This window comes from Planotetraspora kaengkrachanensis, assembly GCF_016862895.1.
Taxonomy (GTDB): domain Bacteria; phylum Actinomycetota; class Actinomycetes; order Streptosporangiales; family Streptosporangiaceae; genus Planotetraspora; species Planotetraspora kaengkrachanensis.
On sequence record NZ_BONV01000043.1, the window covers coordinates 1 to 13,098 of the forward strand.

The 13,098-nt window shown below is 68.3% G+C and carries 17 protein-coding genes, 1 tRNA gene and 1 pseudogene; 14 read left to right on the forward strand and 5 right to left on the reverse strand.

What is annotated here, in order from left to right; translation table 11 throughout:
* Both Pka01_RS41755 and Pka01_RS33700 read right to left on the reverse strand, forming a co-directional pair.
* Positions 1-131: pseudogene (locus Pka01_RS41755) on the reverse strand (IS256 family transposase); the annotation flags it as partial.
* A gap of 405 nt (positions 132-536) precedes the next feature.
* Positions 537-1,271 (reverse strand): dienelactone hydrolase family protein, encoded by a 735-nt coding sequence (locus Pka01_RS33700; protein WP_203887019.1) that lies wholly within the window; start codon positions 1,269-1,271, stop codon positions 537-539.
* Between the two features lie 289 nt (positions 1,272-1,560).
* Here Pka01_RS33700 and Pka01_RS33705 point away from each other — a divergent pair, with 289 nt between their 5' ends.
* Entirely contained in the window at positions 1,561-1,944 is a 384-nt protein-coding gene (locus Pka01_RS33705) for a tyrosine-type recombinase/integrase (RefSeq protein ID WP_239115789.1), read from the forward strand.
* Between the two features lie 92 nt (positions 1,945-2,036).
* Here Pka01_RS33705 and Pka01_RS33710 read toward each other — a convergent pair.
* Positions 2,037-2,110, reverse strand: a tRNA-Gly gene (locus tag Pka01_RS33710).
* A 178-nt stretch (positions 2,111-2,288) separates the two neighbouring features.
* On the opposite strand from Pka01_RS33710, the gene dcd reads away from it, so the two are divergent.
* The 3 genes from dcd (at position 2,289) to Pka01_RS33725 (ending at position 4,638) form a co-directional block, all read left to right on the forward strand.
* Positions 2,289-2,864 (forward strand): dCTP deaminase, encoded by a 576-nt coding sequence (gene dcd / locus Pka01_RS33715; RefSeq protein WP_203887020.1) that lies wholly within the window; start codon positions 2,289-2,291, stop codon positions 2,862-2,864.
* A gap of 157 nt (positions 2,865-3,021) precedes the next feature.
* Positions 3,022-3,639 carry a DUF47 domain-containing protein gene (locus Pka01_RS33720; protein ID WP_203887021.1) on the forward strand — a complete coding sequence of 206 codons (618 nt, stop codon included), beginning with the start codon at positions 3,022-3,024 and terminating at the stop codon, positions 3,637-3,639.
* Complete coding sequence (locus tag Pka01_RS33725) at positions 3,640-4,638, forward strand: inorganic phosphate transporter (protein WP_203887022.1); 999 nt, start codon at positions 3,640-3,642, stop codon at positions 4,636-4,638.
* Here Pka01_RS33725 and mshD read toward each other — a convergent pair whose 3' ends face one another.
* Positions 4,639-5,550 carry a mycothiol synthase gene (gene mshD, locus Pka01_RS33730; RefSeq protein ID WP_203887023.1) on the reverse strand — a complete coding sequence of 304 codons (912 nt, stop codon included), beginning with the start codon at positions 5,548-5,550 and terminating at the stop codon, positions 4,639-4,641.
* Between the two features lie 130 nt (positions 5,551-5,680).
* On the opposite strand from mshD, the gene Pka01_RS33735 reads away from it, so the two are divergent.
* Complete coding sequence (locus tag Pka01_RS33735) at positions 5,681-7,429, forward strand: bifunctional metallophosphatase/5'-nucleotidase (RefSeq protein ID WP_203887024.1); 1,749 nt, start codon at positions 5,681-5,683, stop codon at positions 7,427-7,429.
* Positions 7,430-7,563: 134 nt separating this feature from the next.
* On the opposite strand, the gene Pka01_RS33740 is transcribed toward Pka01_RS33735, so the two are convergent.
* Positions 7,564-8,277: a winged helix-turn-helix transcriptional regulator gene (locus Pka01_RS33740; protein WP_203887025.1), complete on the reverse strand. Its 714-nt coding sequence runs from the start codon at positions 8,275-8,277 to the stop codon at positions 7,564-7,566.
* Between the two features lie 243 nt (positions 8,278-8,520).
* Here Pka01_RS33740 and Pka01_RS33745 point away from each other — a divergent pair, with 243 nt between their 5' ends.
* The 9 genes from Pka01_RS33745 to Pka01_RS33780 all read left to right on the forward strand — a co-directional run bounded on the left by Pka01_RS33745 (position 8,521) and on the right by Pka01_RS33780 (position 13,097).
* A complete protein-coding gene (locus Pka01_RS33745) occupies positions 8,521-8,769 on the forward strand; it encodes a MoaD/ThiS family protein (protein ID WP_203887026.1) in 249 nt (82 codons plus the stop codon).
* Between the two features lie 41 nt (positions 8,770-8,810).
* The gene (locus tag Pka01_RS33750; RefSeq protein ID WP_203887027.1) at positions 8,811-9,488 is read left to right on the forward strand and encodes an LmeA family phospholipid-binding protein; all 678 of its coding nucleotides are present in this window, start codon (positions 8,811-8,813) and stop codon (positions 9,486-9,488) included.
* A gap of 49 nt (positions 9,489-9,537) precedes the next feature.
* The gene (locus tag Pka01_RS33755) at positions 9,538-10,050 is read left to right on the forward strand and encodes a sigma-70 family RNA polymerase sigma factor (protein ID WP_275414523.1); all 513 of its coding nucleotides are present in this window, start codon (positions 9,538-9,540) and stop codon (positions 10,048-10,050) included.
* On the forward strand, positions 10,047-10,817 hold the full coding sequence (locus Pka01_RS33760) for an anti-sigma factor family protein (protein WP_239115791.1): 771 nt from the start codon (positions 10,047-10,049) through the stop codon (positions 10,815-10,817). Before Pka01_RS33755 ends, Pka01_RS33760 begins: the two co-directional genes overlap by 4 nt.
* Positions 10,818-10,909: 92 nt before the next feature.
* Positions 10,910-11,374 carry a thioredoxin family protein gene (locus tag Pka01_RS33765; RefSeq protein WP_203887029.1) on the forward strand — a complete coding sequence of 155 codons (465 nt, stop codon included), beginning with the start codon at positions 10,910-10,912 and terminating at the stop codon, positions 11,372-11,374.
* Positions 11,375-11,406: 32 nt separating this feature from the next.
* Complete coding sequence (locus Pka01_RS41675; protein WP_372446775.1) at positions 11,407-11,490, forward strand: putative leader peptide; 84 nt, start codon at positions 11,407-11,409, stop codon at positions 11,488-11,490.
* A 55-nt stretch (positions 11,491-11,545) separates the two neighbouring features.
* Positions 11,546-11,956 (forward strand): DUF4395 domain-containing protein, encoded by a 411-nt coding sequence (locus Pka01_RS33770; protein WP_203887030.1) that lies wholly within the window; start codon positions 11,546-11,548, stop codon positions 11,954-11,956.
* On the forward strand, positions 11,953-12,792 hold the full coding sequence (locus Pka01_RS33775; RefSeq protein WP_203887031.1) for a sulfurtransferase: 840 nt from the start codon (positions 11,953-11,955) through the stop codon (positions 12,790-12,792). The genes Pka01_RS33770 and Pka01_RS33775 overlap by 4 nt, the downstream gene beginning before the upstream one ends.
* Positions 12,792-13,097, forward strand: coding sequence for a DUF1416 domain-containing protein (locus Pka01_RS33780; protein WP_203887032.1), 306 nt, complete (start codon positions 12,792-12,794; stop codon positions 13,095-13,097). The genes Pka01_RS33775 and Pka01_RS33780 overlap by 1 nt, the downstream gene beginning before the upstream one ends.
* The last annotated feature ends 1 nt before the right edge of the window (position 13,098 follow it).

Consider the following 13,098-nt stretch of genomic DNA (forward strand, 5'->3'; position numbering starts at 1 on the left):
ACGCTGTCTGCTTCGGCAGGCATCAACGCCTCGGCCATGGACTTCACCATGGATCGCAACAGATCCGGATCCCCGGCCTCGATCTGCCTCGCCAGCCACGCGCCAGGGTCCACACTGTCGTTCACGGCCATCGCTTTCTTCTCCTTCGATCTTGATGTCGCAATCACGAAGGATCACGCGATGGCCGTCCTCATTTCACGACGCCACGCCTCTACCAGCGGAAACTCTCACACCACACCCGTGGACGCAACCTTGATCGTGGTCCCCAAGACGCCGAAAGGGCCGACCCGATCAATCGGATCAGCCCTCTGAGCTGCGTCGGGACGACAGGATTTGAACCTGCGACCACTTGACCCCCAGGACGTGGGGTAGGCGTTCTTGCAGCTCAACGGCGTTCAGGTAGCTATGAATGACGTTTGGTGACGTGCGGGTTGTTCGGCTGCGCGCATAGCGTGTGGTCCCCATGTGGTCCCCAGGGCCAGGCCCCAGGAAATGCGGACCATGAGGGAGCCGCAGCCCGGCTTGACGGCCCGCGGCTAGCGCAGATGCCGGGCGAAGAACCCGGCCGCGTCCTCCCCTGCGAACTGCGGGACGCCGGTGTGCCCGCCCATGTTGGCGTGCAGCGTTTTCTCTTTGGAGCCGAAGGCGTCGAACAGGTCCAGGGCCGCCTGTCGGTCGTTCCCTTCGTCATCCCACTGCAGCAGGACATGCAGCGGAATGGTGACCTGTCGGGCCTCCTCGAACATGGTGCGAGGCACGAAACTCCCGGCGAAGAAGCCGGCGGCCACGATGCGCGGCTCGACCGCCGCAAGCCGGATGCCGATGGAGATCACTCCCCCCGAATACCCGACCGGGCCGCCGATCTCGGGCAGCGACAGGAGGGCGTCCAGGGCGGCCTGCGATTCCGGGACCGCCTTGTCGACGAGCGGGAGGATGAGGGCGTCGATGATCTCGTCGCTGACCGGCTCGCCGGCCTCCATAGTCCGGCGCAGGTCGGCGCGGGCCTGCTCGGCGGCGGCCCAACGGGGCCGGTCACCGCTCCCGGGTAGCTCGATGGTGGCCGCAGCGAAGCCCTCCGCCGCAGAGTGCCGGGCCCGCGCCACTAGCCGGGGGTACATCTTGTGCAGTCCGAGCGGGGGGTGGCCGAGCAGGATCAGCGGGACCGGTGCGGATGCGGATACGGGCGTCCACAGGATGCCGGGGATCTCGCCGAGGGTGAATTGGCGTTCGAGGACGCCGTCATCGAGGCGCTGTTCAGAAGTGAATCGCATGGTCGTGCCTTTCGGGAGTGCTCTTGAACGGCGCTCCCGGACGACCTATCGCCCGACCGCGACCCCAGAGGGGAGCACCCATGTCGATACTGCGTTCACGGGTACCACCTCCTCGTTCTCTCGCACGGCCACCGGAAAGTTAGCAGCGGTCGCCATGGTCCGCCAACAGGTTTTTTGAGCGGGCATGGTTCCGCAGCTAAGCGCGGTGAGCAGACGGGGGAGCTCATCACGGGGCGTCCCAAGTCGGATGCGTGCGCTCGGGTGGTCGCGCTTCCGGAGGTGATCATCGGTGATCTCGCCTGGCACCTTCAACGATTCAGCGAGCAGGCACCTGATGGTCTGGTGTTCGTGGGGGGGGAAGGGTGCCCAACTTCGGCGCAGCAACTTCACGAAAGTCTGGGCGAAGGCACCGGCCAAGACAGGACTCCCGAAGATCCATATCCATGACCTTCGACACACAGGTAACACGCTCGCGGCGGCGACTGGCGCGACCCTTAAGGAGCTGATGACCCGCATGGGTCACTCCAGCACGAAAGCGGCCACCGTCTATCTGCACGCCGCCAAGGACAGAGATCGTGCCATCGCTGACGCCATGGATGAGATCGTCAAGCAGGGACTCGGCGCGAAGGACGACGACGATGATCCGCCACTCGTTGGAACAAAGATCAACTGATCTGGCACGAATCTGGCACGCGAGTGAGAAACAACCCCAACAAAGATCAAAGCCCGGGTCGGGAATCATCCTCTGACCTGGGCCTTTGTGTGTGGAGCGGGTGACGGGAATCGAACCCGCGCTGTCAGCTTGGGAAGCTGATGTTCTGCCATTGAACTACACCCGCGTGAGGCCGACCGTGAACGGTGACCGCGTCCCTACTGTAGCGGAAACTCGGCGTGTTCCTGCAGTCCCGGAGCCAATGATCCGCGGGTGCCCGTGCGCGGATCCACTCCGGAGGCCGGTCGGGGGTGCGTGGCGGAACACGTCGTGGCGTGTGCGTCGGGGCCCACTAGCCTTGCACCGTGCTGCTTTCCGATCGTGACATCCGTACAGAGATCGAATCGGGACGGGTCAAGCTGGACCCCTACGACCCCGAGATGATCCAGCCGTCCAGTGTCGACGTGCGCCTGGACCGCTACTTCCGGGTCTTCGAGAACCACCGCTACCCGCACATCGATCCGGCTACGGAGCAGCCCGACCTCACGCGTGAGGTCGAGCCCCACGACGACGAGCCGTTCATCCTCCACCCCGGCGAGTTCGTCCTGGCGAGCACGTACGAAGTGATCAGCCTGCCCGACGACATCGCGTCACGGCTCGAGGGCAAGTCGAGCCTCGGCCGGCTGGGCCTGCTGACCCACTCGACGGCGGGCTTCATCGATCCCGGCTTCGATGGCCACGTCACGCTCGAGCTGTCCAACGTCGCCACCCTTCCGATCAAACTGTGGCCCGGCATGAAGATCGGTCAGCTCTGCATGTTCCGGCTCAGCTCGCCCGCCGAGTTCCCCTACGGCTCCGACCGGTACGGCTCCCGCTACCAGGGACAGCGTGGCCCGACGCCGAGCCGCTCGTACCTCAACTTCCACCGCACCCGGATTTGAGCACGCCCGCCGGCCGGAGCGTGTCAACGGGGTACGAGGGGGCAACCACAAGGAGACGAGCGGGTTACAAGTAGGTGTGCGATACCTTAAGTTCGCATTTCCACTGGTAGGCCGTACTCTTCTCTGCGGACCATTCCCGCACTTCTGGAGAAACGACGTGCGACTGCGTCTCACGCCCCGTGAGGACAGCTACTACGAGTTGTTCGCAGACTCCGCGAACAACCTCGTCACCGCGTCCCGTCTGCTGGTCGAGATCATCAGCGACGACTCGGACAGGGAGTCCCTGGCCGAGAAGATGCGCGCCTGCGAGCACGCGGGCGACGAGCGCACTCACGCGATCATGAATCGGCTGAATGAGAGTTTCATCACGCCGTTCGACCGTGAGGACATTTATCGCCTCGCATCGAACCTCGACGACGTGATGGACTTCATGGAGGCGGCCGCCGACCTGATCGTGCTTTATCAGATCGACCACCTGCCGAAGGAGGTCGTCCGCCAGGTCGAGGTCCTCGAGAGGGCCGCCGAGCTGACGGCGGACGCCATGCCGAGGCTCCGTTCGATGCAGCACCTCAACGAGTACTGGATCGAGATCAACCGCCTGGAGAACCAGGCCGACCAGATCTATCGCCGGTTGCTCGCGAAGCTGTTCAGCGGGGAGTTCGACACCCTCACCGTCATGAAGATGCGTGAGGTGATCGAGCAGCTGGAGGCTGCCGCCGACGCCTTCGAGCACGTGGCGAACACGATCGAGTCGATCGCGGTCAAGGAAAGCTAAGTGGATCTCGCCATTGTCATCGGCGTCATCGTCATCGCGTTGGCGTTCGACTACACCAACGGCTTCCACGATGCCGCCAACGCGATCGCGACCTCGGTCTCGACGCGGGCGCTGACACCTCGTACGGCGCTGCTCATGGCCGCGGTCATGAACTTCATCGGCGCCCATCTCGGGTTGTCGGTGGCTCAGACGGTCGGCAGCGGGATCATCGACGCGCCTCAGGGGCGGCACGGCCTGGTCGTCGTGGGCGGTGCGCTGGTCGGCGCCATCGTCTGGAACCTGATCACGTGGTACTTCGGGCTGCCCTCCTCCAGCAGCCACGCCCTGATCGGCGGGCTGGTGGGCTCCGCGTTGGCCGCGAGCGTGTCGGTGCACTGGAAGGGCGTGCTCGACAAGGTCGTCATCCCGATGGTCCTGTCCCCGGTGGTCGGCTTCCTCCTCGGCGGGATCATCATGATCGCCATCCTGTGGATCTTCCGCAGGTCGAATCCGCACAAGACCAGCCGCGGGTTCCGGTACGCCCAGACGGTCTCGGCGGCGGCGATGGCCCTCGGGCACGGCCTGCAGGACGCGCAGAAGACCATGGGCGTGATCTTCCTCGCCCTGGTCGTCGGAGGATACGTCTCGCCGACGACCGGCATCCCCGAATGGGTCATCACCGCGTCGGCGGCGGCGATCTCGCTGGGCACCTACGCCGGAGGCTGGCGCATCATGCGCACTCTCGGCCGCCGCATCATCCACCTGGACCCGCCGCGGGGCTTCGCGGCCGAGTCCGCCGCGGCGACCGTCCTCTACACCGCGGCGATCGCGTACGGCGCGCCGATCTCGACCACGCACACGATCACCACGGCGATCATGGGGGTGGGAGCCACCCGGCGCCTGTCGGCGGTGCGGTGGGGCGTCGCCGGAAGCATCGTCACCGCGTGGGTCCTCACGATTCCGGCGGCCGCCCTGGTCGCCGCGATCTCCTACTTCATCCTCAACCTGATCATCGGGTAGTCACCGGCTGTACATCACGTCGGTCTTCCACCTGCCGAACCCCAGCGACTCGTACAGCCTGACCGCCGCGCGGTTCTCCTCGTCCACGTAGAGCATCACCTGGGGCAGGCCCAGCGAGCGCAGATGAGCGAGGCCCGCGAGCGTCAGTGCGCGGCCCAGGCCCGTCCCCTGCTCCGCGGGGTCCACCCCCACCACGTACACCTCGCCGACGGGCTCGCCGTCCTCGCCGTCGCGGTGGACCTTCGTCCAGTGGAAGCCGGCCGGCGTGCCGTCCGGCCGTACGGCGAGGAAGAACCCCGCGGGGTCGAACCAGGGCTCCCGCTCCCTCTGTTCGATGTCGTCGACCGTCCACGCGCCCTGCTCGGGGTGCGTGGCGAAGGCGAGCGCGTTGAGCGCCACCCAGGCGTGCTCGTCCTTGCCCGTCTCGAACGTGCGCAGCCGTACGCCTGACGGCATGACCGGGTCGGGTGTCGGCGTGTCCAGCGGCCGGCGCATCTGCCACAACGACCGGCTGCGGTTCAGACCCGCCGACGCGGCCAAGCGGGCCGCGGCGGGGTGGTCGCCGTGCGCCCACAGCCGGACCCGGCCGCCACTCTCCTCGAGCACCGCGTCGAGCAGACGCCGTCCCAGGCCGCGGCCGCGGAACGCCGGGTGGACGACCAGTTCGCCGCTCGGCCCGTCGTCCGGGTGCTCGGGGTCGGCCGGGTCCAGGTGTGCGAAGCCGGCGAGGTCCGCACCCTCATGGACCAGTACGGCTCTCGCCCCCGGCGCGCCCCCGTTGCGCAGGTGCAACGTCGCCTGCTCGTTGAGCGGGCGGACGCCGTCCGTCTCCGCCGCCGCCTCCGCGAGGGACAGCACGGCCGCAACCGTCTCTTCATCAAGTCGTTCCATGACATCCACGCGCACGCTCATGCCTTGAACGTTAAGTGACCTCTGTGACCTCGGCACGCGCGGGTTCTGGCAAAGTTCGCCATCTCGGGGCCCCATGAATCGTTACCTTCGGGCCATTTGATGCTTAGATCACGCCTTTACTGTCGGGGCCATGACCCCTGCATCTCTCACGCGTCTGGCCCTCGTAGGAGCCGCCTCGGTGAGCCTCATCGGGCTCGCCGTCGGTCCGGCCAGCGCGACCTCATCCCACCACCCGTCGGGCCATCAGTCGCACCAGCAGCCGTCGCACCATCACCCCGAGCCCAAGACGGTTCCCGTGCGGCTGCTGTCCATCAACGACTTCCACGGCAACCTTGAGGCCCCGACGGGGTCGAGCGGACGCATCACCGACGAGACCGGAACCCAGGTCGACGCGGGCGGCGCCGCCTACCTCGCCACGCACCTCAAGCAGATGCGCAACAAGAACAGCGTGGTGGTCGCCGCGGGCGACCTGATCGGCGCCTCGCCGCTGATCTCCGCCGCCTATCACGACGAGCCGACGGTCGCCCTGCTGGACAAGCTCGGCCTCGCGACCTCGGCGGTGGGCAACCACGAGTTCGACGAGGGCATCGACGAGCTCAACCGCATCATGAAGGGCGGCTGCCACCCGGTCGACGGCTGCTCGCCCGCGGGCACGTGGAAGGGCTCCTCCTTCGACTACCTCGCGGCGAACGTCCTCAAGGAGAAGAACGACGACTACGCGCTCGCGCCGTACTACGTCAAGAAGATCAACGGCGTGAAGGTCGGCTTCATCGGGCTCGTCACCCAGACGACCCCGACCATCGTGACGGCGGCCGGCATCAAGGGCCTGAAGTTCACCGAGGAGGTCGCCGCGGCCAACAAGGTGTCGAGGCTTCTCGCCCGTCAGGGCGTGAAGGCCCAGGTCGTCCTCATGCACGAGGGTGACCAGGTCGCTCCCAACCAGAGCCCGGACGCCTGCCCCAACACCCCCGGAGCCGGCACCCGGATCGCCCAGGGACTCGACGCGCAGGTCGACCTGGTCATCAGCGGCCACTCGCACCAGGCCTACATCTGCAAGACCAAGGACCCGGCCGGGCGTGACCGCTACTTCACCCAGGGCTCGTCCTTCGGCCGCGTCATCACCCAGATCGACTTCCAGGTCGACAAGAAGACCGACGACATCGTGCGTTCGTCCGTCGTCGCGGACAACCACGTGGTGACCCGCACGGTCACGCCGGACCCCGAGATCACCGCTTTCGTGCAGACCTGGAAGGACCGGGTCTCGGTCGTCGCCAACAAGCCGATCGGCTCCATCACCGCCGACATCGGCCGCGGCTCGACCAACGGCGGGGAGTCCGCGCTCGGCGACCTCATCGCCGACGCCCAGCTCGAGGCGACGAAGGAAGGCGGCAACGCCGAGATCGCGCTGATGAACCCGGGCGGCGTGCGCGCCGACCTGACCTTCGCCCAGAGCGGGTCCGAGGGCAACGGCGTCGTGACGTACGGCGAGGCCTTCACGGTGCAGCCGTTCAACAACCTCATGCAGGCCGTCACGCTCACCGGCGCCCAGCTGGACGCGCTGCTCGAGCAGCAGTGGACCGCCGCGGCGACCCGGGTGCTGCAGCCGTCGGCCACGCTGACCTACACCGCCGACCTGACGCAGGCGTTCGGCTCCCGCGTCTCCGGCATCAAGGTCAACGGCGTGCCCGTGACCGACACCCAGCAGATCCGGGTGGCGGCGAACAACTTCCTGGTCGGCGGGGGTGACGGCTTCTCGGTCTTCACCCAGGGCACCGACCTGTGGAGCGGCCCGCTGGACATCGACGCGCTGGTCACCTACATGGGCGCCCACTCGCCGATCGCTCCTCCGGTGACCAACCGCCTCACCGTCATCCAGTGACGCCCGCGACGGGCCGGCCCCCGAGATCGGGGGCGGGTCCGTAGCGGACCCGACACATGAAACAGGCCCGCCCCGGACTCCCCGGGGCGGGCCCGCCCGTCTCCGTCCCCCGACGCCGTCAGGGCGCGGTACGGCTACCGCCTGGCGGGCTCGGAGTCCTCGACCTGCTCGCCGCCGCGGTCGGGAACGAACCGGTAGCCGACGTTGCGGACGGTGCCGATGAGGGACTCGTGCTCCGCGCCGAGCTTCGCCCTCAGCCGCCGGACGTGGACGTCGACGGTGCGGGTGCCCCCGAAGTAGTCGTAACCCCAGACCTCCTGGAGCAACTGGGCCCGGGTGAAGACCCGGCCGGGGTGCTGCGCGAGGTACTTCAGCAGCTCGAACTCCTTGAACGTCAGGTCGAGCGCGCGGCCGCGCAGCCGCGCCGTGTAGGTCGCCTCGTCGATCGACAGCTCGCCGCTGCGGATCTCGTCGGGCACCTCCTCGGCCGAGGCGAGCGACCGCCGGCCGACGGCCATGCGGAGCCGGGCCTCGACCTCTGCGGGGCCGGCCGTGTCGAGGAGCACGTCGTCGAGCCCCCACTCGGCCGTCATCGCGGCCAGGCCGCCCTCCGTGACGATCACCATGAGCGGGCAGTCGATCCCGGTGGTCCGCAGCAGCCGGCACAGGCTCTTGGCCTGGACCAGCTCGCGGCGCGCGTCGACCAGGACCGCGTCGGCGGGTGCGGTGTCGATCAGCGCGGACGCCTCCGCGGGCGCCACCCGCACCGAGTGGAGGAGCAGCCCGAGCGCCGGGAGAACCTCCGCGGAGGGCTCCAAAGCATTGGTCAGCAGGAGCAGGTTGCTCACTTTCCGCCTCCTCGCCACCTCGATCGGCTTGTCCGCTGCTTCGGATGAAACCTGCGCCAGCCGTACAAACACGGAAGGACCCGGGGGCCACGCTGCCCAGGTCCATAATCCGTAGGCTAGCTCACAGCACATTGAGGTCCAATGTGGGTCCATTGTGTGAACACCATGTCACGTGGTTTACCACCGTAACCTGGTGCTCACATTCGGTGGTCACCCGCGTGGCGGAAGGGGGCTGGGAAGCCGATGGCGACCGGGACGGTCCGCTACTGGGCGGCGGCCAAGGCGGCGGCCGGAGTCGCGGAGGAGCCGTTCGACGCGGAGACTCTGCAGGATCTGCTCGCCGCGATCGGAGGCAGGCCGGAACTGGAACGGGTGTTGCGGCGCTCGTCCTTCTTGATCGACGGTCATCCGGCCGGCACCCGCGATCCGAGCGTCGTGCTCCTCCCTGAAGGGGCGGTTGTCGAGGTTTTACCGCCTTTTGCCGGGGGATGAGGCGCTAGTCTCGACGGCAGCCGAGCCCTCCGAGGAGCCGAATGCGCAAGCTGGTCGTCACCCTGATCGTGCTTGCCGTCCTACTGGCCATCGCGGACAGGGTCGCGGTCGCCGGGGTGCAGCGTGAGATCGCCAAGCAGGTGGCGGCGAAGTACGACCTCACGACCCCTCCCACGGTGGAGATCAAGGGCATCCCCTTCCTCACTCAGGCGCTCCTCGGGCGGTACGACGAGATCGCCGTCGCGATCGGCCCGATGACCGTCGAGGACGTCAAGCTGTCGAAGATCGACGCCACTCTGACCGGCGTGACCGCTCCCCTGGGCGACCTCATCCAGGACCCCTCGAAGACCGACATCCGGGCCGAGAACGTGACCGGCGCCGTGGTGATCCCCTGGGAGACCATCGCCGACCGGGCACCGAACGGCATCAAGATCGACGGTGCGGGGGACGCGGTGCGGGTGTCCGGCACCATCAAGGCGCTGGGACGATCCGTGCCGGTCACGGCCGACATGAAGATCGCCGTCGTGTCCGGGGCGGTGCGGCTGACCCCGGTCGGCGTGAAGGTCGCGGGCGGCCTGTCCGTCCCGAACCCGGAGAGGTTCATCAGCTTCACCGTCCCTGTCAAGGATCTGCCACTCGGCCTTAAAATCACAGGCGTGAAGACGACCCCCGTGGGGCTCGCGGTCGAGGGCTCCGCCTCCGATGTCCCCCTCCGGTGACCTGGAACACACTCCTGAACCCGACGGCCCGGCCGTACGTGATGAGGGTGTGAGTCCAGCCGGAACCGCCGCCGACGAGCTCATGCGCGCGCTGGTGGAAGATCACGGCGGGCCGCTGTACGGCTACGTGCTGCGCCTGACCGGAGATCCGGGCAGAGCGGAGGACGTCGTGCAGGAGACGCTGCTGCGAGCCTGGCGCCATCCGTCCGTGCTCGGAGCGCGGCCCGTGCGCGCGTGGCTGTTCACCGTCGCCCGCAACCTGGTCGTCGACCAGCACCGGGCCCGCCAGGCCCGGCCGCAGGAGACGGGCGACGAGGCCCTGGCCGTGGTACCCGCGGACGACGAGCTGGACAAGGCCGTCGAGTCGTGGGCGGTGGCGGAGGCGCTGGCCTCGCTCAGACCGGAGCACCGCGAGGTGCTCCTGGAGACGTACTACCGGGGGAGATCGGTGAAGGAGGCGTCAGCGGTCCTCGGCATACCGGCGGGCACGGTCAAGTCGAGGACCTACTATGCGCTCCGCGCGCTGAAGCTCGCCCTGGAGGAACGGGGGCTTGCGCCATGACCTGCGACGACGACGTGCGTATGTCGCTCGGGGTCTACATCCTGGGCGCGTTGGACGACGACGAGGTCGCCGAGGTGGAGGCCCATCTCGACGGATGTCCCGAATGCCGGGCCGAGCTGGCGGAGCTGTCCGGGCTGCCGCCCGTGCTGGCGCTCGTCTCTGAGGACGACATCCGGCACGCCGCCGCGCCGCCGCGGGCCGTGCTCGACCGGCTCGTCGCCACCTCTGTCCGGCGCAGCCGCTGGTCGCGGGCACTGCTGGCCCTGGCCGCCTCCATCGTGGTCGCGGCGCTCGGCGGTACGGCCTGGCTGGCGGTCGACCGCGGCGCCGGGGACACGGTGTCGACGGCGTCCTCGGGCGAGGTCGCCGCGGCGAGACCGAGCACGCCGACCGCCGCCGCGGCGAGCGGCGCCGGCGACGTGGCCGCCCCGAAGATCGCTTCCGACGCTCCGCAGGTGGAGGCCTCCAGGGCGACGGTGAGGCGGGAGGTCACGCAGGGTGACATCCGGCTCGGCGTCCGGCTCACGACCGAGACCGGTGGCACGAAGGTCGTCGCCTGGGTCCGCGGCGTCCCCGGAGGCATCGTGTGCCGGCTGTGGGCGATCGGCAGGGACGGCACCAGGTCGCCTGCCGGGAGCTGGGAGGTGCCCCCCGGGGGCTACCGCCCCGGCCAGTGGTACGACGGCGTGACGGAGCTCCCGATGGGGCAGATCGCTCGCTTCGAGCTGTCCACCTCCGACGGGGGGCTCGTGAAACTCGACGTGTGACCTGTCACCCGCGGAAACCGTTGTGACGGGCGTTCGTTCTCGGGTAGGCATGACGGGAATGAATCCGCGGGGAAGGCGGGTTGCACAGCAGGATGGCCGGAATCGTGGTCCTGGGCGCGACGCTCGTCGTCGGCGCGATCATCGGGTTCCTGATGAGGCGCCGCGACGGGAAGGTGCGTGCCGTGAAGCAGGCGGACTCCGGGGCCCGCCCGGTGGTGACGAGCGACGATCTCGGCTCGCCGCTGGGCGAGCGCGCCACCCTCGTGCAGTTCTCCACCGCCTTCTGCCAGCCCTGCCGGGCGACCAGGCGCGTTCTCCACGATGTCGCGGAGATGGTGCCCGGGGTCCGGCACGTCGAGATCGACGCCGAGTCACGGCTCGATCTCGTCAGGCGGTTCGACGTGATGCGGACGCCGACGGTCCTGGTCGTCGACGACTCGGGCAACGTCGTGAAGCGGGCCTCCGGCCTGCCCAGGAAGGCCGACGTCATCGCGGCCCTCGGCGCTGCGGTCGACGGCGCGTCTCATGACTCGTCTCATCAATCGGACAGTGTGTGACAGATGGCGAGACGACAGGTACTGTCGTGGTCATGACTCCCACGACAGAGCTGCTCACGAAGCGGCGCGCGGTGGACTTCTGCCGCGTGGCCACATCGCTCTGTCGCATGGCCTGAGGGTGATTCCCGCGGCTTTCGCCGCATTCCGTGAATCGTTCAGGAGCATCCCACGATGCAAATCGACCCTCGAGGCCCCCGGTTCGGTGCGGCCGTCACGACCCTGGTACTCGCGATCACCCTGGTGACGCGCAGCCCCTGGCTGCTGGCACTGCAGGCGATCGTGTTCGCGTTCGGCGCCTTCGACGCCTCGCCGTACGGGCTCCTTTACCGGAGGCTGGTGCGGCCGCGGCTGGGACCGCCGGGCGAACTGGAGGACGCCGCGCCGCCGCGCTTCGCGCAGGGCGTCGGACTGGGGTTCGCGATCGTGGGGTTGATCGGGTTCGCGGCAGGAATCACACCGCTGGCTCTGGGTGCGACAGCAGCGGCACTGCTGGCCGCCTTTCTCAACGCAGCCTTCGGCCTCTGCCTGGGCTGCGAGATGTACCTGATCATCCGCCGTCTACAACCTGGGAGAACACAATGAGCCGCTCCGCCGTCCTGGTGGATGCCGACTGGGTCGAGGCCAACCTCGACACGCCCGGTGTCGTGCTCGTCGAGGTCGACGAGGACACCAGCGCCTACGCCAAGGGCCACATCCGCGGTGCCGTGAAGATCGACTGGCGTCAGGACCTGCAGGACCCGGTCCGCCGCGACTTCGTCGACAAGGCGGGCTTCGAGGCGCTGCTCTCGGCCCGTGGCATCGCCAACGACGACACCGTCGTCCTCTACGGTGGCAACAACAACTGGTTCGCCGCCTACGCCTACTGGTACTTCAAGCTCTACGGCCACGAGAACGTCAAGCTGCTCGACGGTGGCCGCAAGAAGTGGGAGCTCGACTCCCGCGAGCTGGTCGAGGACGTGGCTCCCCGTTCCGCCACCACCTACACCGCCTCGGAGCAGGACCTGTCGATCCGCGCCTTCCGTGACGACGTCGTCGCCGCGATCGGCAAGCAGAACCTGGTCGACGTCCGCTCGCCCGACGAGTTCACCGGCAAGCTGCTCGCCCCGGCCCACCTTCCGCAGGAGCAGGCGCAGCGCGCGGGCCACGTGCCCACCGCCCGCAACATCCCGTGGTCGAAGGCGGCCAACGACGACGGCACCTTCCGCTCCGACGACGAGCTGAAGGACCTCTACGCGGGTGAGGGCGTCGACTTCGGCAAGGACACCATCGCCTACTGCCGCATCGGCGAGCGCTCGGCGCACTCGTGGTTCGTGCTGCACGAGATCCTCGACCAGGCGAACGTGAAGAACTACGACGGTTCGTGGACCGAGTACGGCTCGCTCGTGGGCGTGCCGATCGAGTTGGGGGAGGCCCGCTGATGTCCGTACAAGCTCAAGGGTGCGCAGCTCCGGAGCAGACCGTCGCCCTGCCGGCAGGCATCGACCTGTCCACCCAGGCAGTGATCCAGGGCGTCGTCTCCGGCGCCGGCACCGCCTACGCGCGGCTGCTCGACCACTCCGGCGAGTTCACCGGTGAGGTCGTCGTCTCCGACGAGGGCATCTTCCGTTTCTTCGCGGCCCCCGGCCAGTGGACCGTCCGCATCATCGCGGGCGGCGGCGTCACGAAGGACGTCTCGGTCGAGGCCAAGATCGGCGAGGTCTCCCAGCTCGCCGTCGCCGTCTGAC

Bases quoted from the DNA above. Each gene is read 5' to 3' on its own strand.
- Pka01_RS33770 (WP_203887030.1), top strand. From the start codon at position 11,546: ATGCAAATCGACCCTCGAGGCCCCCGGTTCGGTGCGGCCGTCACGACC.
- Pka01_RS33765 (WP_203887029.1), top strand. From the start codon at position 10,910: ATGGCCGGAATCGTGGTCCTGGGCGCGACGCTCGTCGTCGGCGCGATC.
- Pka01_RS33780 (WP_203887032.1), top strand. From the start codon at position 12,792: ATGTCCGTACAAGCTCAAGGGTGCGCAGCTCCGGAGCAGACCGTCGCC.
- Pka01_RS33760 (WP_239115791.1), top strand. From the start codon at position 10,047: ATGACCTGCGACGACGACGTGCGTATGTCGCTCGGGGTCTACATCCTG.
- Pka01_RS33750 (WP_203887027.1), top strand. From the start codon at position 8,811: ATGCGCAAGCTGGTCGTCACCCTGATCGTGCTTGCCGTCCTACTGGCC.
- mshD (WP_203887023.1), bottom strand. From the start codon at position 5,550: ATGAGCGTGCGCGTGGATGTCATGGAACGACTTGATGAAGAGACGGTT.
- Pka01_RS33735 (WP_203887024.1), top strand. From the start codon at position 5,681: ATGACCCCTGCATCTCTCACGCGTCTGGCCCTCGTAGGAGCCGCCTCG.
- Pka01_RS41675 (WP_372446775.1), top strand. From the start codon at position 11,407: ATGACTCCCACGACAGAGCTGCTCACGAAGCGGCGCGCGGTGGACTTC.
- Pka01_RS33745 (WP_203887026.1), top strand. From the start codon at position 8,521: ATGGCGACCGGGACGGTCCGCTACTGGGCGGCGGCCAAGGCGGCGGCC.
- Pka01_RS33700 (WP_203887019.1), bottom strand. From the start codon at position 1,271: ATGCGATTCACTTCTGAACAGCGCCTCGATGACGGCGTCCTCGAACGC.
- Pka01_RS33775 (WP_203887031.1), top strand. From the start codon at position 11,953: ATGAGCCGCTCCGCCGTCCTGGTGGATGCCGACTGGGTCGAGGCCAAC.